This is a genomic window from Streptomyces xantholiticus, assembly GCF_014651015.1.
GTDB lineage: Bacteria > Actinomycetota > Actinomycetes > Streptomycetales > Streptomycetaceae > Streptomyces > Streptomyces xantholiticus.
Window position 1 is genome coordinate 1 of sequence record NZ_BMWB01000043.1, and the last position, 21081, is coordinate 21081.

General features: G+C 69.0%; 19 protein-coding genes and 7 pseudogenes. 14 read left to right on the forward strand and 12 right to left on the reverse strand.

The window, feature by feature from the left end:
* Nucleotides 1–103 precede the first annotated feature (103 nt).
* Entirely contained in the window at nt 104–1441 is a 1338-nt protein-coding gene (locus tag IE198_RS33780) for an alpha/beta fold hydrolase (RefSeq protein ID WP_189893715.1), read from the reverse strand.
* Between the two features lie 135 nt (nt 1442–1576).
* Nucleotides 1577–2380 carry a helix-turn-helix domain-containing protein gene (locus IE198_RS33785; RefSeq protein ID WP_189893717.1) on the reverse strand — a complete coding sequence of 268 codons (804 nt, stop codon included), beginning with the start codon at nt 2378–2380 and terminating at the stop codon, nt 1577–1579.
* Between the two features lie 91 nt (nt 2381–2471).
* Between IE198_RS33785 and IE198_RS33790 the strand changes: the two genes are divergently transcribed.
* Together IE198_RS33790 and IE198_RS33795 are read left to right on the forward strand one after the other, a co-directional pair.
* Nucleotides 2472–2897 (forward strand): carboxymuconolactone decarboxylase family protein, encoded by a 426-nt coding sequence (locus IE198_RS33790; protein ID WP_229834800.1) that lies wholly within the window; start codon nt 2472–2474, stop codon nt 2895–2897.
* On the forward strand, nt 2894–3343 hold the full coding sequence (locus tag IE198_RS33795; RefSeq protein WP_189893721.1) for a nuclear transport factor 2 family protein: 450 nt from the start codon (nt 2894–2896) through the stop codon (nt 3341–3343). Before IE198_RS33790 ends, IE198_RS33795 begins: the two co-directional genes overlap by 4 nt.
* A gap of 773 nt (nt 3344–4116) precedes the next feature.
* On the opposite strand, the gene IE198_RS33800 is transcribed toward IE198_RS33795, so the two are convergent.
* On the reverse strand, nt 4117–4437 hold the full coding sequence (locus tag IE198_RS33800; protein ID WP_189893723.1) for a hypothetical protein: 321 nt from the start codon (nt 4435–4437) through the stop codon (nt 4117–4119).
* A gap of 22 nt (nt 4438–4459) precedes the next feature.
* Here IE198_RS33800 and IE198_RS33805 point away from each other — a divergent pair, with 22 nt between their 5' ends.
* Entirely contained in the window at nt 4460–7168 is a 2709-nt protein-coding gene (locus tag IE198_RS33805) for a LuxR C-terminal-related transcriptional regulator (protein ID WP_189893725.1), read from the forward strand.
* A 41-nt stretch (nt 7169–7209) separates the two neighbouring features.
* Here IE198_RS33805 and IE198_RS33810 read toward each other — a convergent pair whose 3' ends face one another.
* Nucleotides 7210–7926, reverse strand: coding sequence for a hypothetical protein (locus tag IE198_RS33810; protein WP_189893727.1), 717 nt, complete (start codon nt 7924–7926; stop codon nt 7210–7212).
* 233 nt (nt 7927–8159) lie between these two features.
* Between IE198_RS33810 and IE198_RS33815 the strand changes: the two genes are divergently transcribed.
* The 3 genes and pseudogenes from IE198_RS33815 to IE198_RS33825 form a co-directional block, all read left to right on the forward strand.
* Nucleotides 8160–8987: an SDR family oxidoreductase gene (locus tag IE198_RS33815; RefSeq protein WP_189893729.1), complete on the forward strand. Its 828-nt coding sequence runs from the start codon at nt 8160–8162 to the stop codon at nt 8985–8987.
* Between the two features lie 12 nt (nt 8988–8999).
* On the forward strand, nt 9000–9692 hold the full coding sequence (locus IE198_RS33820) for a carboxymuconolactone decarboxylase family protein (protein WP_189893731.1): 693 nt from the start codon (nt 9000–9002) through the stop codon (nt 9690–9692).
* Nucleotides 9693–9858: 166 nt separating this feature from the next.
* Nucleotides 9859–10394, forward strand: a pseudogene (locus IE198_RS33825) (helix-turn-helix domain-containing protein); the annotation flags it as partial.
* 82 nt (nt 10395–10476) lie between these two features.
* Here the strand turns inward: IE198_RS33825 and IE198_RS33830 are convergent.
* Nucleotides 10477–12054, reverse strand: coding sequence for an ISL3 family transposase (locus tag IE198_RS33830; protein WP_189893733.1), 1578 nt, complete (start codon nt 12052–12054; stop codon nt 10477–10479).
* 191 nt (nt 12055–12245) lie between these two features.
* Here IE198_RS33830 and IE198_RS33835 point away from each other — a divergent pair, with 191 nt between their 5' ends.
* The gene (locus IE198_RS33835) at nt 12246–12647 is read left to right on the forward strand and encodes a hypothetical protein (RefSeq protein ID WP_189893735.1); all 402 of its coding nucleotides are present in this window, start codon (nt 12246–12248) and stop codon (nt 12645–12647) included.
* A gap of 10 nt (nt 12648–12657) precedes the next feature.
* Here IE198_RS33835 and IE198_RS33840 read toward each other — a convergent pair whose 3' ends face one another.
* Together IE198_RS33840 and IE198_RS33845 are read right to left on the reverse strand one after the other, a co-directional pair.
* The gene (locus tag IE198_RS33840) at nt 12658–13350 is read right to left on the reverse strand and encodes an ATP-binding protein (RefSeq protein WP_189893737.1); all 693 of its coding nucleotides are present in this window, start codon (nt 13348–13350) and stop codon (nt 12658–12660) included.
* Nucleotides 13347–14264 carry a Mu transposase domain-containing protein gene (locus IE198_RS33845; RefSeq protein WP_444545433.1) on the reverse strand — a complete coding sequence of 306 codons (918 nt, stop codon included), beginning with the start codon at nt 14262–14264 and terminating at the stop codon, nt 13347–13349. Before IE198_RS33845 ends, IE198_RS33840 begins: the two co-directional genes overlap by 4 nt.
* On the opposite strand from IE198_RS33845, the gene IE198_RS37000 reads away from it, so the two are divergent.
* From IE198_RS37000 to IE198_RS36865, 3 genes and pseudogenes are all read left to right on the forward strand, one after another.
* A complete protein-coding gene (locus IE198_RS37000; protein WP_444545432.1) occupies nt 14227–14442 on the forward strand; it encodes a hypothetical protein in 216 nt (71 codons plus the stop codon). The two genes, IE198_RS33845 and IE198_RS37000, sit on opposite strands and share 38 nt — an antisense overlap.
* Before the next feature lie 433 nt (nt 14443–14875).
* Nucleotides 14876–15459 (forward strand): annotated as a pseudogene (locus IE198_RS33850) (transposase); the annotation flags it as partial.
* A 49-nt stretch (nt 15460–15508) separates the two neighbouring features.
* Nucleotides 15509–16078 carry a S1 RNA-binding domain-containing protein gene (locus IE198_RS36865; protein ID WP_229834811.1) on the forward strand — a complete coding sequence of 190 codons (570 nt, stop codon included), beginning with the start codon at nt 15509–15511 and terminating at the stop codon, nt 16076–16078.
* 207 nt (nt 16079–16285) lie between these two features.
* Here the strand turns inward: IE198_RS36865 and IE198_RS33860 are convergent.
* Nucleotides 16286–16751: pseudogene (locus tag IE198_RS33860) on the reverse strand (IS5 family transposase); the annotation flags it as partial.
* A gap of 71 nt (nt 16752–16822) precedes the next feature.
* Here IE198_RS33860 and IE198_RS33865 point away from each other — a divergent pair.
* Entirely contained in the window at nt 16823–17593 is a 771-nt protein-coding gene (locus IE198_RS33865) for a phosphotransferase enzyme family protein (RefSeq protein WP_229834803.1), read from the forward strand.
* 108 nt (nt 17594–17701) lie between these two features.
* On the opposite strand, the pseudogene IE198_RS33870 reads toward IE198_RS33865, so the two are convergent.
* The 4 genes and pseudogenes from IE198_RS33870 to IE198_RS37050 form a co-directional block, all read right to left on the reverse strand.
* Nucleotides 17702–18100 (reverse strand): annotated as a pseudogene (locus IE198_RS33870) (ATP-binding protein); the annotation flags it as partial.
* A pseudogene (locus IE198_RS33875) lies at nt 18082–18270 on the reverse strand (IS21 family transposase); the annotation flags it as partial. The pseudogenes IE198_RS33875 and IE198_RS33870, both read right to left, overlap by 19 nt.
* The gene (locus IE198_RS33880) at nt 18264–18605 is read right to left on the reverse strand and encodes a DUF6233 domain-containing protein (protein ID WP_189893766.1); all 342 of its coding nucleotides are present in this window, start codon (nt 18603–18605) and stop codon (nt 18264–18266) included. The pseudogene IE198_RS33875 and the gene IE198_RS33880, both read right to left, overlap by 7 nt.
* Before the next feature lie 16 nt (nt 18606–18621).
* A pseudogene (locus IE198_RS37050) lies at nt 18622–18923 on the reverse strand (DUF8825 domain-containing protein).
* Between the two features lie 281 nt (nt 18924–19204).
* On the opposite strand from IE198_RS37050, the pseudogene IE198_RS35975 reads away from it, so the two are divergent.
* From IE198_RS35975 to IE198_RS33895, 3 genes and pseudogenes are all read left to right on the forward strand, one after another.
* A pseudogene (locus IE198_RS35975) lies at nt 19205–19454 on the forward strand (hypothetical protein); the annotation flags it as partial.
* Between the two features lie 189 nt (nt 19455–19643).
* On the forward strand, nt 19644–20771 hold the full coding sequence (locus tag IE198_RS33890) for an NADH:flavin oxidoreductase (protein WP_189893745.1): 1128 nt from the start codon (nt 19644–19646) through the stop codon (nt 20769–20771).
* Between the two features lie 88 nt (nt 20772–20859).
* On the forward strand, nt 20860–21081 hold a 222-nt coding region (locus IE198_RS33895; RefSeq protein WP_189893747.1), incomplete at its 3' end, for a helix-turn-helix domain-containing protein.

Consider the following 21081-nt stretch of genomic DNA (forward strand, 5'->3'; position numbering starts at 1 on the left):
CCTCCGTCACCGCATCCTCCTCCAATAAGGAGAACGCACCGTCACCACCGACTACGGAACAGAGCCGTTAAATTGACACACCCCCGCAGATCATCAGCTGTGATCACGAGTCTGCGAAGAAGGTTCGGAGGTGGCGGCTGACCGGGTCGGGGCAGTCCAGTTGGGGGGCGTGGCCGCAGCCGTCCAGGATCTGAAGTTGCTCGTTGGGCAGCAGTTCGGCGAAGCGGTGGGCGCGGTCGACGGGCTGGACGGTGTCCTGCCTGCCCCACACCACCAGGGTCGGGGTCGTGGTGGTGGGGAGGGCGCGTTCGGTCTGTGCCCAGTCGAGGCGGCGTTCCAGCAGGTAGGTGGCGCGGATGTTGTCGTGGAAGGTCATCGGTGCCCACCACTCGTCCAGCAGCTGGTCGGTGACGCGTGACTTGTTGACCATCATGCCCTCGGCCAGGCGGCGGACGGTGGACTTGCCGGCGGACAGCTTGACGGCCAGCTCGCCGACGACGGGGATCTTCAGGGCTTCCCACATCCAGGTGCCCGGCAGGTCCAGGCCGGTGGCGTCCAGCAGCGCCAGTTTGGTGACGCGGCCGGGGTGGCGCTGGGCGAACGCGAGGGCCCAGCCGCCGCTCCAGGAGTTGCCCGCCATGGCGGCCTGCCGGACGCCCACAGTGTCCATGAACGTGCCGACGGCGGAGACCATGGCGTCCAGGTCGTAGTCGAAGCCGGAGTCCTTGACCTGGGTGTAGCCCTGGCCGGGGAGGTCGACGACGTACACGGTGTGGTCGCGGGCCAGGGCGTCGAGCTGGTCCTTCCAGCCGATGACCGAGGTGCCGCCGGGCGAGAGCAGGATCACCGGTGAGCCCGTTCCGGCCTTGACGTAGTGGAAGCGGGCGACCGGGGTGTCGGCGTAGCGGGAGCCGACCTGGGCGAGGTAGGGCGAGCGGAAGGTCCGGCCGTCCTCGCCCGGCTGCCAGACGTACGCGCCGACCAGCATCGCGGTCACCAGCAGTGCCGTCGCGGCCGCCAGCCAGTGGAACCAGCGGAGCCTGCGCCGCCGGCGCTTGCGCACCGGTTCGGCGGCCTCGGTCTGCGATGTGTCGTCGAGGGAAACCATGGTGATCCTCCTGCAGGGAAGCATGTCGACGTCTAGACGGGGACAGCCCGGGGCGGCGTGACAGTCCTGGCAGGTGATCCGGCCCACACGCCCCGCGAGGAAGGGGGCGTCGGCCCGGCCGCCGCCACGCCCGCTACGTGAGTGCGGCGGCGAGGTCCGCCGCCGTTCGAAAAAGGGCACGCCGGTCATGCCGAACGACCGCGTGGCCTGGACGTCCTCCAGCCTGTCGTCCACGAACAGGCACCGGTCCGGCGCGGCACCGGCGACCTGCGCGGCGATCTCGTAGATGTGCCGGTCCGGCTTGGCCACGCCGACGCGGGCGCTGCTGACCACGGCGTCGCGAAGCCGGTGAGCCCGGCCCGTTCGAGATGCTCGTCCAGGGGGTGTCAGTGGCGTTGGTCACCAGCACCACCGGTCCGCCCTGCCCGACGAGGCGTCAGGCAGGTTGAGTGCTCCCGGTTCTGGGTGTCACGAGTCGATGGTCGGGCGGGTTGTGAGGAGTTGCAGGGTGGCATCGGTCGGGCTGCCAGGCTCTGCGGTGAACGCGACCAGACGCTGGCGGGGATCGCCGGGAGCGTCAAAATTCTCGTAGCTGAGCGTCAGCACGCCCGCTGACGGATGGCGTAGGCGCTTGGTGCCCGAGGAACGGATCTCGACGTCCCCGCTGGCCCAGTAGGTGTCGAACGCGTCGCTGGAGCGCTTGAGTTCCTCGATCAGAGCCGTCAGTTCACGGTCCGCGGGGTAGCGAGCGGCGGTGAGCCGGAGCTGAGCCGCCGTCGCCGCTGCGACGTCGGACCATTCGAGGTAGAGCGAACGGGCGGCGGAATCCAGGAAGAGATGCCGGGCCAGGTTCGCCACGTCAGGGAACAGTTCGCTCGCCAGCCGGTTGGCGGCCAGCAGGTCGAAGCGGTCGTTGATGACCAGGGCTGGGATCCGCTCCATCAGGTCGAGCATGCGTCGAAGCTCGCTTCGGACCTCAGCGGCAGCCCGCGCGTCCCGGCCGCGCACCGGATGCGCGAGAGTTCCCAGGTGCGCGCGTTCCGCCTCGTCCAGTGAAAGCGCCGTGGCGATGGCGTCCAGTACCTCCGTCGAGGGGTTGGCGGCCCGGCCCTGTTCCAGGCGCTGGTAGTACTCCACGCTGATTCCGGCGAGCTGGGCCAGTTCCTCACGGCGCAGACCGGGCACCCGGCGGCGTGCTCCGCCGCGCAGACCCAGGCTTTGAGGGCTCACGCGCGCCCTGCGGCTCCGCAGGAACTCCCCAAGCTGGTCCATACGGGCCAGTATGCCCTTGAGGGTGGTACTGGCAGTACCCGTACAACCCGGGCCTGGGAGAACACCACAGTCGGGCCGCAGGCTCTTCCTCGTGAACGAACGCTACCTGCGAGGCGCCGCGCGCCAGGCCGAGCTCGGCGGGCCGGGCGAAACCCGGCGCCAGGTGTATGACGAGCTCGCCGACATCGCACCCGATCTGTCGCGATTGGCGGTGGAGTTCGCCTACGGCGACATCCACGCCCGGCCGGGCCTGGATCCCGGCCGGCGCGAGCTGGTCATCCTCGGCGTTCTGATCGCGCTGGGGGACGCCGGGCCGCAGATCAGGGCGCACCTGAACTCGGCCCTTGCCGTCGGGATCACACCGGCCGAGCTCGTCGAAGCCGTCATCCAGGCAGCTCCCTACGCCGGCTTCCCCCGGGTGCTGGCCGCCATGTCCATCGCCCGCAAGGTCTTCGACCAACACGGGCTGCTGCCCATCGACCCCATCGCCCCCATCGGCCAAGGAGTACGAGCATGAACCTGCAAGACCGCGCCGACATCATCGACCTGTGCACCCGGATGATGTGGTCAGTCGACACCCACGACTGGGAGACCTTCGAGACCGTCTTCGCCCCCAAGGTCACCCTCGACTTCACCAGCTTCTGGGGCGGTGAACCAGACGTGGTCACCCCACCCGACGTCACCAAGGCATGGGCGCCCCTCTTCGCCGAATTCGAGGCGACCCAGCACCTGCTGGGCAACCACCTCGTCGAGACCGACGGCGACCGTGGAACGCTGACCGCGGCCTTCCACTCCACCCACCGCCGATCCGACCCCTACGGCGACCCGCTGTGGACCATCGGCGGCAACTACCGCTTCGAAGTCCTCCGCATCGACGGCACCTGGAAGATCGAGAAGGTCGTCATGACCGCCACCTGGGGCCAAGGCAACACCGACGTGGTCAAGGCCGCACGCGGCGCCTAGTAGCTGTACTTGGCCCCCGACCACCGCCAGCATTCGCCTGTCAGACGCATGGAAGGCGGCACTACTTGACACTCGGGGGCAAGTACTTGCTGTCTTCCGTCAAGTGACGACCACGGATGACCATGTCGAGCTGGTGACCGAGCTGGTCCGGATACTGGAGACGCGGATTCTCGGCCCGCTGGAGATTCTGCTGGCTTCTGATGAGCTCCTCGGCCCGATCAGGGCACGGCTGCGGGTGGAGGCCGAGGTCTGGGCGGCCCAACTGGTCGGCGCCGACCCGGAGCGGGCCACCTTGACCGCCGCTCGGCTCGTCGGGGTGCTGTTCCCAGGCGACGCGCCCTTCCACCCGCCCGCATCGTGGTGGCGTACCGCGCTGGGACGGGCCGTGGTCCGTACGACCGGCCACCCCGTGGCGGTGGCCGTGCCGTACTCCACGGCGGGGGCGATGCTCGGCATCACCGGGCAAGGTGTCCAAGACCTGATCAAACGGGCAAGCTCGACAAGCATCCCGACGGCGGCGCCACCACCTCTTCCATCCGCGACCGGCTTGATCGCCCCCTGGAGAGCACTCGTGCCATCACAAGATCTGACCATCGATAACAGTCCGGTCCAGCTCGCCGTCCGCGACCACGGGGCCACGGAACTCCCGTATTGCTGCTGCACGGCTGGGCGGCACCCTGCTGCACCGGGACGCGGTCGCACCGCTGCTGACCGGCGCGCGCCCTCCTCACCGCCGACCGGCCGCACCTGCGCGTGCTCGAACTGGCCGCCAGTCACACTACGGTCGCCGAACAGCCCGAACAGCCCGAACAGCCCGAACAGCCCGAACAGCCCGAACAGATCGCCCAGGCCGTGCCGGCGTCCTGTGCACAGGCCACCGAGCAACCGCGGCGTTCATAACGGAGCTTGCGGGTGCTGCCGCCGGCCATTGCTCGTGCCGGGTCGACCTGTTCGAACTGCGCGCGGGTGACCGGCATCGCCACATCGAGGGTGAACTCATCCTTCAAGCCGATGTCGACAGGTCGTAGCCGGTCAGATGCTGAGAACGGCGGACGGTATCGATAATGCGAGCGGCGCCTGTCTTCGCACGTCATGACGGATACGCGTAGGAGTGCCATGTTGTACGGGCGTCAGGTGGAGCAGTCCGTCGTCGATGAGCTGCTGGAGAGCCGGTATGGCGTTCTGGTCGTGTGCGGTGCGGCGGGGATCGGCAAGTCGGCGCTCCTGGAGTACGCCGCCACGAACGCACGCGCCCGCGTGCTGCGGGTGACCGGTGTCGAGTCCGAGGCCGACCTGCCGTTCGCCGCTCTGCATCTGCTGCTGCGTCCCGTTCTCGATCACATCGAGGTGCTGCCGCCGCAGCAGGCGGAGGCGTTGCGAGGAGCGCTGGGCCTCGGCGGCGATACCCGGGGAGACCGTTTCCTCGTCGGGCTCGCGACGCTGAGCCTGCTGGTGGAGCTGTCGGCGGAGGGCCCGGTGGTGTGCCTGGTGGACGACGCTCAATGGCTGGACGGTGAGTCGGCCGACGCGCTGCTGTTCGCCGCGCGCCGCCTGCACGCCGAGCCCGTCGCCGTCCTGTTCGCCGCCCGGGAGGGCGAGTTTCCCGCGCGAGGATTGCCCGAGTTGCGGCTGGGTGAACTGGACGCCGACGCCTCCCGGAAACTCCTCGCCGAACGGGCGGCGGACCTGCCGTCCGCAGTATGCGCCCAGCTCGTCACCGAGGCCCGAGGCAACCCTCTCGCGCTGATCGAACTGCCCCGCATGCTCACTCCCGAGCAGCGCAAGGGCGTCCTCCTGCCGCTGTTCTTCTCCCTCGGTACGGCGCAGCCGGTGACGGATCGGGTGCTGGTCGGTTTCCGTGATCGGGTCGCGGCGCTCTCCCGCGCCGCCCGTTCCTGCCTGCTGGTGGCGGCGCTCGATCACCACGACGGGCTGGACGTGCTCGCGCGGGCGGTCGGTCTGCTCGGCGCCTCGCTGGCCGACGTCGCCGACGCCGAACGCGCGGGTCTGGCCCGGGTGGGTCCGGGCGGCGTCGCGTTCCACCACCCGCTGGTGCGTACCGCGGTGCTGGTGTCCTGCGACATCGCCGACCGGATGGCCGCGCATCGGGCGCTGGCCGAGGCGTCCGACGACGACCGCCGCGCCTGGCACCTGGCCGCCGTCACCCTGCGGCCGGACGAGGACGTCGCGGCTGAGCTGGAGAGCATGGCGGTTCGCGCGCGGTGCCGGGGCGGACAGACGGCGGTGTCGGCGGCCTTCGCGCGTGCTGCCGAGCTGTCCGTCGATCCCGCCGAGGCCGTACGCCGGTGGACGGCCGCCGCGTTGGCCGCGGCCGAGGCCGGTCTGTGGCGACGCGCGGGTGAGCTGGTGGACAAGGCGCGGCAACGGGCCAAGGCGTTGACGTTGCCGGGAGCGGTGGTGGCCGAGCTCGCCTACGTACGCGCGAAGCTGGAGGTGGAGGCGGGCCGCCCGCTGCAAGCCGTGCGGTTGCTGCACGAAGGGGCCGTGGTGGCCGATGGCCTACCCATCAAGTTGTCGTTGCTGGGTCTCGCGGGCTACTACACCTGGGCCAGTGCCACACACCCCGACCAGCCCGCGCTGGCCCGCCGTACCGAGGAGCTCTGCCCGGACGGCGAGGGGCTGGCGTCGGTCATACGCACGATCAACCGCGCCTTCCGCCTGATCCTGGAAGGCGACGACGTGACTACGATCGCCTACCCCATTGCTGAGCAGGCCGAGCGCATGCCGGGTGAGCTGCGGTTCCTTATGACCTTCCAGGCTCTCGCCCGCGCCGACCACAAAGGCATGCACGACGAGGCAGCCAGGCTCACCGAGGACTGCCGGGCAGAGGGACGACCGGGACGTATGCCCGAGGCTTTGACGCTCCTCTCCATCGCCCAGCTCCTCGATGGCCGGCACCAGTCCGCGCGAGCCACGGTGACCACGGGCATGACCCTCGCCTCCGATGTCGGCCAGCCGATGTGGCGCGACTACGCGGCGGGCGTGCACGCCTGGCTGTCGGCGGTCGCCGGCAACGAGGAGGAGTGCGAGGCCATGGCGGAGCAGGCGATCCAGGACGCCGATCACCACCGGTGGATGCCGGCGGCCTGCTGGGCGGCGTGCGCACTGGCGACCCTCGACTTCGGGCTGGGCCGCTACGACGCGGTGCTCGACCGGATGGAAAGGGCGATTTCCGGCCCTACACGGCATGCCTTCCTGTGGCGGTATGCCTGGCCGGACTACATCGAGGCGGCCGTCCGGTTGGGGCATCCGCAGCGTGCGCGAAATCGGCTGAGATGTTACACCGAGTGGGCGCAAGCCACCGGCCAGCCCACACCGCTCGCCATCCTCCACCGGGTCCGCGCGCTCCTGGCCAAGGAGAGCGCCGCCGGGGACCTCTACGTGCGGGCGCTGGCCGTGCACGCCGAGGGGCGGCAGCCCTTCGAGGAGGCACGGACCCGGCTGGCCTACGGGGAGTGGCTGCGCCGCCACAGACGGCGCGCGGAGGCACGGGCCCAGCTCCAGGCCGCCATGGAGGCGTTCGACCGGCTCGGCGCGGCCCCCTGGTCTGCCCGCGCGGCCGCCGAGCTGCGCGCCACCGGCCAGTCGTTGTCCGACCGCTCGGCCACCGGAGATCCGCTGTCCGTGCTGACACCCCAAGAGCTCCAGGTGGTACGGCTGGCCGTGACCGGCGCATCCAACCGCGAGATCGGCACGCAGTTGTTCCTGAGCCCGCGCACGGTCGCGTCGCACCTGTACAAGGCGTTCCCCAAGCTGGGCGTCTCCTCCCGCGCCGAGCTGATCAGGCTGCCGGGGGTGACCTAAGAGCCGGTGTGACCTGAGAGCGGGCATGAACGAACGGCGGGTCACACCCGGCGGTAGATGATGGGCTGGGCGGCGATGCCATTGGCCTTGAAATTGGCCAGCACGAACCGGCGGAAGGTGGGCCGGAAGATCAGGCTGGGCAGGAAGGCCCGCCAGTTCGGCCAGCTCGCGTGGTTGACGAGCCCGTAATCGGCGGGCTCGCCCTCCAGCGGCCGCATCAACGCGGAGTTGGGCAGCGCGGTCTTGACCTGGAACCACCCGGCGGTGTACTCCCACACCTTCAGCAGGGTCTCGCGATCGTCGGCGTAGAAGTAGTTGAACAGGAAGCAATGGTCCTGACCATGGTCCACGTCGCCGAGCCGTCCGGCGTTGCCTGCGGCGAACTGGTGGGTCCTGCGCGCCGCCGCGCTCATGGTGTCGGCCAGCTCTTTGTACGCGGCTCTCTCGCGCAGTGCCCGCGAGGCGTCCACGGACTCGGTGCGGATCAGCACGACGACGTCATAACGCGCCGGGCGGATGCCTCGGGCGGCCAGCAGTTCGTCGCCCTCACCGGGCGTGCGCAGGACGGCGCGGAACACATGCGCCTCGCGCGCCTCGACATGCGCGGTCAGGGCCTTGAGCTGGGCGGGCAGCCGCGCGGGAGGGGAGGCGAGGTGGCCGCGCCAGGCGCCGACCTCGCCAGCCAGCACGAGAAAGCCGTCGTCGGTTGTGGGCAGCACCCGCGCCTTGACCGCCAGGTGATCGTTGATCAGCTCCATGCCGCCAACGCTAGCCAGGGGGAGTTCTCGCCGCTTCCGTCACCTGACTGATGTCCGTGCGCCACACACCAGCACGCAGAGACGTCCGCTGTCCGATCATTGATCAGCCGATGGTGGAGGCGCCAGGCCAGAGCCCTTGCGGACCGTCTGCGTCGGATGACTGATGCGCGCAGGACACTCATCAGTCACGTGACGGACGCGCACACCATGGCGATCTTCCTAGGGTTCCGGCCATGACCGAACGATCGAAGACAGTGCTGGTCACCGGCGCGTCCACCGGAATCGGCCGGGCCACCGCACTGATGCTGGCGCGCGAGGGCTTCACCGTCTTCGCGGGAGTACGCAAGGAATCCGACGGCGTCGCCCTGGGCGCGACCGTCACGCCGATCACGCTGGACGTCACGGACCCGGGTCAGATCGCGGCGGCGGCGGACGCGATCGGCCGCCTGTACGCGCTGGTCAACAACGCGGGCGTCGGGGTCACGGGCCCCTTGGAGTTCGTCTCCCTGGACACGCTGCGCCGGCAGTACGAGGTCAACGTGTTCGGCCAGATCGCGGTCACCCAGGCGATGCTGCCCAAGCTGCGCGAGTCCCAAGGCCGCGTCGTCACCGTCGGCTCCGTCGGCAGCTGGATCACCCTCCCGTTCGGGGGTCCGCTCTGCTCGTCCAAGCACGCCATCCGTTCGCTGAACGACGCGCTGCGCATGGAGGTCAGACCTTGGGGCATCCGCGCGGTCCTCATCGAGCCCGGCTCCATCCACACCTCCGCCGTCGACAAGCTCGAAGGCGAGGTCGAGCCACGACTGGAGGCCATCGGCGACGAGGGCAGACGCTTGTACGGCACCGCCTACCGGACCATGGTCACCAGCGGTCTGAAGGAGGAACGCTCCGGCTCCAGTCCCGACGTGGTCGCTCGCGCCGTCCTGCACGCCCTGACCGCGCGCAAGCCGCGTTCCCGCTATCCGGTCGGCAAGAAGTCGCGGTTGATGAGCACGCTCGGCCGCGTCGTCCCCCAGTACGCCCTCGACCGCCTGCGCCTGCGCGTGCTGGGCCTGTCCTGAACGGAGCACACGATGACCCAGTTCGCCGGAGCCGACGCCCTGACCGCGCTCGACCCCGTCTTCGCCCAGCTCGCCGTGGGCGCGGGCCACAACCTGTGGGGCCTGGCCAACCTGACGATGCGGGAGAAGGCCTTCGTCTGCCTCACCGCCGACCTGTGCCACCCCCACCTTGACCTGCCCCTGGCCATGCACGTTCAGATGGCCCTGGCCAACGGGGTCGAACCCGAGGCCGTCAGGGAGCTCTACCGCCACCTGGCGCCCTACGTCGGCTACCCCATCCTCGTCTCCGCGTTCCAGCGCCTGACCGAGCTCGGCCTCCCCGAAGCAAAGGACACCACGCCAGTCGAACCCGAACCCCTCACCGGGCCATTGGCCCACCTGGTCCGCGATCTGGAAGGGGTGGACCCCGGCCTGGCCGCCTTCACCGAAGACCAACTCGCCCAACGCTGGACCCGCCCGCACCTGACCACCCGCGAACGGGCCATCGCCTGCCTGACCGTGGACGTCCTCTATCAAACCCTGGGCGAATCCCTGCGCCTGCACGCCGTTCTCGCACGCACGAACGGCGCTACCGACGAGACCCTTCGCGACCTGATCCGCGGCCTGGCCGAGTTCGGACTTCCTCGCGCGTGGAACGCCGCAAACTCCCTCTTCACCAAAGGGTGCGGCTCTTCTGTAGGGCCAGGCACAAGGCACGCACCATGAGCGGCTCCCGCCCGACCTGGCATGGCGCACCGGCGCGTGGCACCGCGAGACTTCCTACGGTGCACAGGTGGCGGGAGTTCACATAGCGGCCTGAAGGCGGTGAGGTCGCGGCTGGTGATTTCGGTCCACCGGTGGTGCCGCCCGCCGCCAGGTTCGGCGCCGAAGCATGCAACCCCGCAGCAGCCAATCCAGCAGGGCCAGCGACAACGGCAGGATGACCAAGCAGATCGTGCGCCGCAGCACCAGCCCCGTGCGCTACCGGCGCGCGATGATGCTGTTGGCCTCCGCCGGCGGGAACCGGGTGCCGGTGATCGCAAGCTGGTGCAGGCCGCCGAGGACACCGTGCACGATGTGATCCACCGGTTCAACGAGCTCGGCCTGGCCTGCCTGGACCCTAGGTGGGCGGGAGGCAGTCCCCGCCTGCTCAGTCGTGACGACGAGGACTTCGTCGTCCAGACGGCCACCACCCGCCCCACCAAGCTCGGCCAGCCCTTCACCCGGTGGTCGCTGCGCAAACTCGTCGCCTACCTGCGCAAAGTCCACGGCCGGGTGATCCTCATCGGCCGCGAGACGTTACGCGGCCTGCTCGCCCGCTGCGGCGTCACCTTCCAGCGCACCAAGACGCGGAAGGAGTCCCCCGACCCGGACCGCGAGACGAAGCTGGACCGGATCGAGGAGGTCCGTCACCGCTTCCCGGACCGGGGGTTGTCGGCGTACACGTGAACGGGCCCTGGCAAGATTTCCGTGAGACTGGGGTGTGCCACCGTGCGCCGGTGACGCTCCGTCACGAGTAGCGGCGTCGGAGTCCGGCCATGAGGATGACACGGTGGCGGAGGAGCGGAACTCCGGCACGGCCGGCCATGATCCTCTTCTGGAGCTTCAGATCCGTGATCCGGCCTTCGTTGACGCCGGAGTTGAACGGAGTGGTGATCCCCTGCACGACTGCGTGCTGATCCTCGCGGATAGCCTTGGCCAGGCTGGCCAAGGCAGGGAGGCGGGAGGCCGCGAGGTGCTCAAGCCAGTCCGGCAACACGGCGGCGTCGCGGGCGTCGAGCATGGCCGCGAACTGCCGAACCAGGTCGTGGGTTCGGCCCAGCTCCGGGCAGTGCTCAAGCAGCCGCCGGAGTGCCTCGGTGGCGTGTAGGCCACGCCGGGACGGTGTGGTGGTGATCCACCGGGCGACCTGGCGGGGCGAGGGTGGTCGCTCGCGTGGTGTGTCGATCGGCAGACCGCGACACAGCGGCGCGATGGCCATTTTGACTCTCTGGTAGTGGCCGCAGTAGCCCTTGGCGACGATCTCCTGGTGCAGCACTGTCGCAGTGTGCTCGCCTTCCTCCCAGCGTTGACGCAAGTACTCCAGGTACGGGTCGAGGCTCGTGGATCGGCGGGGCGGAGTGCGTCGTACGCACTCCTGCCAGGAGGCAGCGCGTGCGTACTTGGCCACGGTGCGTCGGTTCAGGCCGAGCTCTCGGGCTATGGCGCTGAGCGAGCGGCCGGTGCCGGAGACAGCGTGCACCGCCTCGAACACCCGCTTGGCGTGGCGGCGGGCGGGAGTACCAGCCGCCTCGGACAGTTCTGCCGACGGTGGTGATGCGGCCGGTTCGGATTCAGGTACTGCGGCGGACAGGCAGCCGCGGTGGGCCGCGGCGACGTCCGAGACCCGTTTCGACAGCCCCTGCCAGAGGTGAAAATGGTCGCTGACCTGCACTGCGTCTGGGGCTCCGTCGGTGATGCCCTGCCGATAGACCAGCGAGCCGTCCCGGCACGCCACCTTGACGCCGGGGTGCGTGCGCAGCCAGGCGGCCAGCTGCTCGGCATCGCGCCCGGCCCACAACTCGATCGGCAGCCGCGTATCGGCATCCACCAGCAGCGTGCCGTAGACGCCCGCGAACAGCGCGAAGTCGTCCACGCCCAGCACCCGCGGTGTCGCGACCGAGGGCAGTGGCAAGCGCATCAGCTGGAACAGCACACTCGTCCGCGACAGCGGGACCTTCAAGATGTGCAGGAGCCGGGCCCCGCCACGGCCGGCGATCAAAACCCCGGCCATCTCCACCAGATGCTGCAGCAACGGGCTTCTCCGCTGGTAGCGCTCCGTCAGCCCCTCTACCTGCTCGGCGAACGTCCGCCGACCGCAGTCCGGGCCGTCACAGAACAACCGCCGCACCGTCAGACTGATCAGCACCGGGCGGCCACCGACAGCAACGTCGGCCAGTGTGCGGGGATACCGGCTGTGCACCCGCGACGACTCGCGACCGCAGTCCGGACACGCCACCATCAACTCGCGGGTACGGGCAGCGATGCGAACCACGCCGCCCGCCGACCACACCCGCTCCACCCGCACCGCATCCAGCTGCGGAGACATGATCCGTACGAGGTCATCACACTCGACGACACTGCCGCTACTCGTGACGGAGCGTCACCGGCGCACGGTGGCACACCCCAGTCTCACGGAAATCTTGCCAGGGCCGCCTATGTGCAGAGCCGCGTACGGACGAACGTGCAGAGCAAGGAGACCGGTGAAGCGCGAGTGTCGTTGTTCGAGATGATGAGGCGGTGTCTCTTCGCTACTTCAATCAGACCGGCTGGACCGCGATCTTCAACGGCACCGACACCGAGATCGGCCGCATGGTGCGTGTAGAGGGCTGGGACCAGGCGACCGGGACGGCTCTGGTCGTCGATCCCAAGCGCGGTGCCCTGCGTCCGGTGACGGACTACGAGGACTTCTCCCATCTGGAGCGAGCCGACCAGGTCGTGGCCGCAGTGCCTGGTGGAGGGTGGCAGGTGCACTGGAAGGACGAGGGCCCAGGGGGAACGCCGCTGACGGAACAGGTGCTGGCCTGGCTCATCACGTCGCAGGGGCGGGCGACGGCCATCACGGTCGATGCCCAGGGGCATGTCGAGGATGCTGATGGCGCCGACGCGTTCATCCCGCCGGGCGAGGACCCGGCGGGATGAACGCGGCCGGTCAGGCCACGTCGTTCTCTCGCTCGATGGCCTTGAGGCGGTTCTTCAGCCGGTAGCTGGGGCCGTTGATGGAGATGACCTCGCAGTGGTGGAGAAGGCGGTCGAGGATGGCGGTGGCGAGGACCTCGTCGCCGAAGACCTGGCCCCATTCGCTGAAGGTCTTGTTCGAGGTCAGGATGATCGAGCCCTTCTCGTAGCGCTTGGAGATGACCTGGAAGACCAGGTTCGCTTCGGCTCGTTCGAGGGGCTGGTAGCCGACCTCGTCGACCACGAGAACGCTGGGCCGCAGGTAGGTGCCGGAGTAGCCAGCCCGGCAGGCCGCGACCGCCAGGGCGACAGCGATGTGTGTCTTGCCGACGCCGGGCGGCCCGAGCAGGGCGGCATTGGCCTTGGCTTCGACGAAGGACAAGGTGGCGAGGTCCTTGACCTTGCGCGGGTCCAGGTCGGGCTGGAAGGAGAAGTCGTACTCGTCCATCGTCTTGTGGTGCGGCAGCCGGGACAGCCGCAGGCCCTGGCGGAACCGGCGGTCGTCACGGACGGCGAGTTCCTCCGATAGCACCAGGTCGAGGAAGTCGAGATAGCCCATCTTTCCTTCGTCAGCCCGCCGGATGTACTCGTTGATGGTCTCGGTCAGGTGGGGCAGGCCGAGTTTGCCGGCCGTGTTGCGGATGCGGGTGGAGACCAGCTCGCTCAAGACGTTTCCCTCGTGCTCGGACGGGTGGTGAAGGGACGAGTGCCAGTCAGCTCGTCATAGACCGACAGCGGACGGCGGCCAACCTGGATGCGGGTGGCGGCAGCCCGGTTCAGTAGGGCCTGCAGCGGTCCGGCCTCCTCGCCCAGAGGACGTTCGCGCCGGGGCTGGGGGACGTCGCCGGTGGTGGTGCGGCGGCCCTTGCCGGTAGGCAATCCGTCCCAGTGGGTCTCCTCGACGACCCGGACGCCGCGGCCGATCGCCCGAGGGTGTGTGGCCAGCAGCGTCTCGCCATTGGCGTCCGCGGCGGTCGAGTGCAGCATGATCTGTGACTTCGTGGCCCGGATCTCGACCAGTTGGCGGGGGCGGACTCGGCGTGCGGGCACCGAGTAGAGGTTGCCGCCGAAGGCGACCAGGCAGTCCTTGCCGACGGGCCGCAGATGTCGTTCGGCCACCAGATAGGGGGTGGGCGGTAGTGGCTTGAGGGCCGCGTGGTCGCGGGCCGCCCGTTCGCCGATGACCTCCCAGTGTGTCTTGTGGATCTGGGCCCGCCGTTGCAGCACCCATGCGGCGAAGGCCGCGTCCATCTCTTCGATGGAAGTGAAGGCCCGGCCTGACAGGACGTGGTCGCGGACGATGAGCACCTGGCGTTCGACGCGTCCTTTCCCGGTGGGCCGGTAGGCAGCCAGGACGTCGATGTCGAAGTCGTAGTGGCCGGCGAATCCGACCGCTTCCGGGTGCAGCGGGACCGCCTCACCTGGGGCGACGTGGCGTCGGACGACGGTCTTGGTGCGGTCGTAGACGATCGTCATCGGGACCCCGCCGAAGTGAGCGAACGCGCGGCGGTGGCAGTCGAAGAAGGTCTGCAGGTCCTGGCTGGTGGTGAAGCAGCAGAACGGGTCGCGTGAGTACGACAGTCATGTGGAAGGAGTAGACCTTCGAGATGCCCATGTGGGCGAGAATCTTCCCTTCGTCGCCCCAGTCGACCTGGGCCTGGGCGCCGGGGATGACCTCGAAGCGGCGGTGCATGCCCGCCAGCTCTTTCGGCGTGATGCCGAGTTCCTCGGCGATCCGGGGCCGGGCTCCTGGACGTAGAACTTGGTCGCTGGTAGTTGCCGGTGAACCCGTACTCCTGGGCGAGCCGCTCGTGGATCACGGCGGCCTTCATCAGGATCTCCGCCCGCAGCATGGAGTCGACCAGCGGCGCGAACTCGTCGATCACTCTGGCCCGGGACCGGCCGTTCGGCGACCGGCGCGGAGGCGAGGCGGGTCCGTCGGCTGACAGATACTTGCTGACCGTACGCCAGTTCAGGCCGGTCTCCTTGGCGACCTCGGTCAGGCTCATGGCTCCGGACTCGACCAGGCCACGAAAACGCCGTAGTTCCAGCCAGCGCTGCGGATCCAGGACCACGGCCACCCCATCTCTGCGACCTCGACCAACAGGCAGCAGAGTGCCGAATCCCGAACCTCAGCACCTCAGGAACCCTGCACGTTCATCCGTACGCGGCCACATAGGCGAGTACGCCGACAGGTGTTCACCTTCGACGAGTTCGGCCCGCTCGGAATCCGGCCCACCGCAGGCTCGCACTGGGCCGAGCGGAAACATCCCGACCGGATGCCGGCCACCTACCACCGCACCCACGGGGTGCGCTACTTCCACGGCTGCTACTCGGTCGGCGACGACCGCCTGTGGGGCGTCAACCGCTGCAAGAAGGGTGCCGCGAACACGCTGGCCGCGCTGAAGTCGATCCGCGCCGCCCGGCCCGACGGCGCACCGATCTACGTGATCATGGACAACCTGTCCGCCCACAAGGGCACCGACATCCGTCGCTGGGCGAAGAAGCACAAGGTCGAGTTGTGCTTCACCCCGACCTACGCCTCGTGGGCGAACCCGATCGAGGCCCACTTCGGCCCGCTGCGACAGTTCATCATCGCCAACTCCCACCACCCCAACCACACCGTGCAGATCCGGGCCCTGCACGCCTACCTGCGCTGGCGCAACGCCAACACCCGCCACCGTGACGTCCTGGCCGCCGAACGCCGCGAGCGGGCCGTATCCGAAGCGAGAAAGACATTCGCTGGGGCGGACATCCTCTCAAGGCTGCAGCGTGACCACACCTCCTGCCCAGTGCGTTGCTTCTCGTGAAAGGCTGGAAGCATGATGGGCGGACCGTCTGAGAACCCAGAACTCCGGGCGTTCCTGGAATCACTGCACTACGGCGAGCTCCTTTCCGGCACCGTCACAGCGATCGAAAGGTTCGGCGTGTGTCGTGGTGCTGGACGATGGCCCCGGCCACCCAGTCTTCCCCGGCGCGGGTTCATCACGATCCCCGAACTGTCCTGGCGGCGCATCGAAGCAGCCTCCGACGTCGTGCAAGTCGGACAGCGCCTCTCCTGTGAGTTCCTCCAGTTCGACACATGGAACCTGGAGGCCAGGCTGTCCTTGCGAGCGACGCAGCCGGACCCCTTCCAAGCATTCGCCGACGGCATCGCGGTGGGGCAGAAACTGCACGGACAGATCACCAAACTGGTCCCGTTCGGCGTCTTCGTCCAGGTCGCCGACGGAATCGGGGGACTGGTCCACCTACGAGAACTCACGTGGACGCGCGGGAAAGCTCCGTCAGATGTCGTCCAGGTCGGCGACGAGGTCACGGTCGTCGTGACCGAGATCGACCGAGAACGACGCAGCTTGGCCCTTTCCCGACGACAAGGCTCATCCGACCACCGGTAACTCTTCTGCGTTTTTGACGGTGCCCTTGCGCGAGCGTTCCTGAGCGTCTGAACGCTGCTTAGCGAAGGGAAGGCACGCACATGCGAACAGCATCGGTGGAGATCCCTTCTGGATCCGGGGTCTTCGTCGTCCTTCCTGAAGAAGGCCACGACTTCGCCCGTCGCGGCTCCTTGGCACCGACCTCATGAGACGGAACCCTTAGGGGTCCTAACAAAGGCGTTGGACGTGCCGATGAGTGATGAGGCAAGTGGCGAGGCCGAGGAAGGCTTCGTGGATGTCGTCCCGCCATTCCCAGCGGACGCGAAGTCGTCGGAAGCCGTGCAGCCAGGCGATCGTGCGCTCGACGACCCACCGGTGGACTCCGAGTCCGGATCCGTGCGGGAACGCCGCGGCGGGCGATCACCGGTTTGATGCCCTGGGCCCGGACGAGGCGGCGGTACGTGTCGTGGTCGTAGCCCCGGTCGCCGAGCAGGGTGTCGGGGCGCCGTCGCGGTCGTCCGACGAGGCCCGGGACGGACGGGACCTTCGCGAGGAGGGGCATCAGCTGCGTGACGTCGTTGCGGTTCCCGCCGGTCAGCGACACGGCGAGCGGGATGCCCTGCCCGTCGACGAGGACGTGGTGCTTGCTGCCCGGACGTGCGCGGTCGACCGGGCTCGGCCAGTTGGGATTCCCCACGGGCGGCCATTTGTCGCTGACGGTAATCGAGGTGCCGCGAGCTCAGGTGGCTGGGTAGCGTGAATCGGGTGGCCGGTGGGGAAGTGATGCAGGACGGTGTCCATCGTCGGGTGGTGCGGATCGGTGACACCGTCCGCAGGCCCGCCCAGCCGTGGATACCCAGCGTTCACGCGCTGCTGCGGCACCTGGAGGAGGTCGGCTTCGCCTATGCGCCCCGGCCCTTGGGATTCGACGAGGAAGGGCGTGAAGTCCTGTCCTTCATCGAGGGTGACTCCGGGGCCGCGGGCTGGGCCAAGGTGGTGGATGACCAGGGCCTGCGGAACTTCGCCCGGCTGCTGCGTGATTACCACGACGCCTGCGCCGGCTTCTCGCCCCCGCGGGGCGCGACCTGGTCCGTAGACGTGGGCGGCTCCGGCGACGACGAGGCCGTCTGCCATGGGGACTTCGGCCCCTGGAACGTCGTGTGGCGGGGCGACCAGCCGGTGGGAATCATCGACTGGGACTTCGCCCGCCCAGCACCGCGGCTGGACGACGTGGCCTACGCACTGGAGTACGTCGCTCCGTTCCGCGACGACGCCGAGTGCCTGCGCTGGCTGCGCTATCCGGCGCCGCCCGACCGCCGTCGGCGGCTGGAGGTTTTCTGTACCGCGTACGGTCTTGACTCGATCGCCGGGATCGTCAGCGCCGTAATTGGAAGACAGCAGGACAACGCCGACCTCGTGCGTCGGCTGGCCGACCAGGGTCATGAGCCCCAAGCCACCTGGGTAGCCGACGGGCTCCTGACTGAACTCGACGACAGGATCGCCTGGAGCAGAGCACACCGGCATCTGTTCGAGTAGCCGGTTCGCTCGTCACCGACTGTACTTCTGGCCGTCTGCGGGGAGCCATACCCGGCCGTCCCTGGGGAATTCCTGTTGGCCGCTATCAGATGCCCAGCGGCGTGGTGGTCAACTCGCGGTCTGCTGCTGCTCAGCGCGGGCTCGGGTGTGAGCGAGCCGGTAGGAGTCACTGCCGGTCTCAAATGATGTTGCCACCGAAGGTGAGGCGGTCGACGATGGCCGCGCAGAGCCGGGGGTCGGTGAAGGTCTTGGGTTCTTTTCCTCGCGCTTGGTCAGAACCTGGAACAGCAGTTCGACCCCGCGCCGGTCCAGCTCCATATAGCCCAGCTCATCAATACAGAGGAGATCGACCCGTCCGTAGCGGGCGATCGTCTAGGTCAGTACCTTCTCGTCGGCGGCCTCCACACGTTCGTTGACCAGCTTGGTCGCCAGCACGTACTTGACCCGGAACCCGGCCATCGCGGCTTCGGTGCCCAACGCGATCAGCAGGTGCGCTTCCCCGCGGCCCGGGCCTGGTCCAGCGCGGTGGCCCCGGGCAGTGCGCCGGGCTTGCGCAGGAGTCCTTCCAGGTAGTGGTCCAGGTCCAGGCGCTCGTGGCGGGCGACTTCGGTGCGGCCGTCGTAGACCACCACCTCGGAGGCGTGCAGCAGGACGCGGACCAGGCGGCCGATCAGCTGCCCAGCCCGCTCTCCGGCCTGCAGATCTCGCAGGGCTTGATATCGGGGAGTTCCAGAGCGATCAGTGCCTCCTCGAGGTTCAGCCAGCCCATCGGGTGCCGGTACATGTGGCAGCCGCCGCGGTGCAGGATCGCGAAGTCGTCCGCTTTGGCCCGGGACGGCTCGACCTTCCACGAGGACCCTTGGCGGGCGGCACGCTCCCGCTTCAGCGCCGTTGCCTCGTCGGCCTCCAGCTGCCGGATCGTCTCGCGGGTCCGACCGAGCTGGTACGCCTGGTATGCCTCCACGATGCGCAGCTTCTGGAGGGGCGACAGCTCGGGTACGGACTCGGACATCACGGTGCCAGCCCGGTCAAGCGGCGGTGCCGACGTCGACGACGGGCGCGGCGGCCGGCCGTGTGGCCTGCTTCAGCCGCATCCGCTCCGCCACGCGCTTCTCCCCGTCCACGGTCTTGCAGTACGGGTGCGCAGCGACACGGATCGACAGGTCGGCGCCCTCCTCCGCAGCCGTTTTACCGCGGTCTTCTGGTCTTCGGTCCACCCGGGACTGACCTCGCGGCCGCCGGTCACGACACCGGTGTGCGGGTGCTCGGTCCCGGGCCAGCCCGGCATGGGTGCCACGCTCCACGGCAGGCTTCGGCACAGGGCGGCCAGCTCGGAGGTCGCCTGGTGAAGGCGGGTCTGCGCGGCGCTCGAAGGCGATCCGCATCTGGCTGCGGCGCCGCAACATCCCCGACTGCCCCGAGGACGACGACGTCGATCTCGTCGCGGTCAGCTACGTGTTCGACCACTGTCCGAAAGACGACCTTGTCGGATTGGAGCAGTCGGGCAGGGAGCGCGGCCTGCTCTACGTCTACGATCCGCCCCGACTTGCGGCGCGTCTCGGCATCGCTCAGGACGTGTTCGCCTCCGATCCACGCGCTCGCGTCGACGCTGACGGCACCGTGGTCCTCGCCGGCCAGGTCCACGACTTCGCATCCCACTTCGCCTCGGACCACCTGGCCAGCCGGCCGTCCTCCACGGCCTCGAACCGCCGCTTCCCACCTATGAGTCATGGCAGGAGCGGCTCACCGAATTCGCCCCCGCGTGCTGTTCGTACACGACTGCTCCGTCTGGCATCCACCCCAGCACAGCGATGGATGCCAGCCACCCAATTATCGCCTGATCAGTCGGAACAGCCCTTGAAATGGATCACCAGGGTGGGCGCTCTGTGCCCGGGTTCGGGAGCACTGAGCGCCTTTGGCTCTGGGCGCGTGTCCGGGATCACAGGGCGGCTCGACGGACGGGCGGAATGCCGCGACGGCCGCGACGGTTGACGGCTGCACTGCATTCAATGCATGTGCACATACCGTCTGGTACCTACGAGGAGCCCCCGTGACCGTCACTGCGTCCTCCGCCTCCCGCGCGGCCGAGATCCTGTCCCGGCCCGTCGCGCTGAACGGCCTGACCGTCCCGAACCGCATCGCGATGGCGCCGATGACGCGCATGTTCTCCCCGGGCGGCGTCCCCGATGAGGACGTGCGGTCGTACTACGCCCGTCGCGCCGCCGCGGGTGTGGGCCTGATCGTCACCGAGGGGACCTACGTCGGCCACGAGTCGGCCGGGCAGAGTAACCGTGTGCCGCGGTTCCACGGTGAGGAGCAGCTGGCGGGGTGGGCGAAGGTCGCCGAGGCCGTTCACGCGGCGGGCGGCACAATCGTGCCGCAGCTGTGGCACATCGGCATGGTGCGCAAGCAGGGGGACCCGCCCTACGCCGAGGCCCCCGCCGTCGGCCCCTCCGGCATCCGTCTCGACGGCACCGAGAGTTCCGGCAAGGCGATGACCCAGGGCGACCTGGACGACGTCATCGGCGCCTTCGCCGAGGCCGCCGCGGCCGCCGAGCGCATCGGCTTCGACGGCGTCGAACTGCACGGAGCCCACGGCTACCTCCTCGACCAGTTCCTGTGGGCGGGGACGAACCGCCGTACCGACGCCTACGGCGGCGACCCCGTGGCCCGTACGAAGTTCGCGGCCGAGATCGTGGCCGCGGTCCGCGAGGTCGTCTCGCCCGACTTCCCGGTGATCTTCCGCTACTCGCAGTGGAAGCAGGAGGCCTATGACGCGAGGCTCGCCGAGACCCCGGAGGAGCTGGAGGCGATCCTGGCCCCGCTCGCCGCGGCCGGCGTGGACGTCTTCCACGCCTCCACCCGCCGCTACTGGCTCCCGGAGTTCGAGGGCTCGGACCTGAACCTGGCGGGCTGGACCAAGAAGCTCACCGGCAGGCCCACCATCACCGTGGGCTCGGTCGGCCTCGACGGCGACTTCATCCGCGCCTTCGTGGGCGAGGGCGCCCCGGTCCAGGGCATCGACGAACTTCTCGACCGCCTGGAGCGCGACGAGTTCGACCTGGTCGCCGTCGGTCGCGCGCTGCTCCAGGACCCGGAGTGGGCGGCGAAGGTCCTGGGGGGCCGGTTGGAGGAGCTGAAGCCGTACGACGCGGCGGCGCTGAAGACGCTGAGCTAGTGTCCTGCGCCAGTAGTTGATCGTTAGTTTTTGTGTGACTTCTGCTGCTGGTGCGTCAGTTCCACGTCGGGGCCCGAAACTGGAGCCGTTGCTGCTCTCTGATGAGGAGCGGGCGGTGTTGGAGCGGTGGACGCGTCGGGCGACGTCGGCGCAGGCGCTGGCGCTGCGCGCACGGATTGTGCTGGCGTGCTCGGGGCCGGAGGTGCCGTCGATCGTCGCGGTCGCCCGGGATCTGCGGGTGGCCGCGGACACGGTCCGCAAGTGGCGGCGGCGGTTCCTGGCCGAACGGCTGGACGGGCTTGTTGACGAG

Coding starts and splice junctions, on each gene's coding strand:
- IE198_RS33785 (WP_189893717.1), bottom strand. CDS start 2,380: ATGGACCAGCTTGGGGAGTTCCTGCGGAGCCGCAGGGCGCGCGTGAGC.
- IE198_RS33795 (WP_189893721.1), top strand. CDS start 2,894: ATGAACCTGCAAGACCGCGCCGACATCATCGACCTGTGCACCCGGATG.
- IE198_RS33800 (WP_189893723.1), bottom strand. CDS start 4,437: ATGACGTGCGAAGACAGGCGCCGCTCGCATTATCGATACCGTCCGCCG.
- IE198_RS33805 (WP_189893725.1), top strand. CDS start 4,460: ATGTTGTACGGGCGTCAGGTGGAGCAGTCCGTCGTCGATGAGCTGCTG.
- IE198_RS33810 (WP_189893727.1), bottom strand. CDS start 7,926: ATGGAGCTGATCAACGATCACCTGGCGGTCAAGGCGCGGGTGCTGCCC.
- IE198_RS33815 (WP_189893729.1), top strand. CDS start 8,160: ATGACCGAACGATCGAAGACAGTGCTGGTCACCGGCGCGTCCACCGGA.
- IE198_RS33820 (WP_189893731.1), top strand. CDS start 9,000: ATGACCCAGTTCGCCGGAGCCGACGCCCTGACCGCGCTCGACCCCGTC.
- IE198_RS33830 (WP_189893733.1), bottom strand. CDS start 12,054: ATGTCTCCGCAGCTGGATGCGGTGCGGGTGGAGCGGGTGTGGTCGGCG.
- IE198_RS36865 (WP_229834811.1), top strand. CDS start 15,509: ATGGGCGGACCGTCTGAGAACCCAGAACTCCGGGCGTTCCTGGAATCA.
- IE198_RS33880 (WP_189893766.1), bottom strand. CDS start 18,605: ATGTCCGAGTCCGTACCCGAGCTGTCGCCCCTCCAGAAGCTGCGCATC.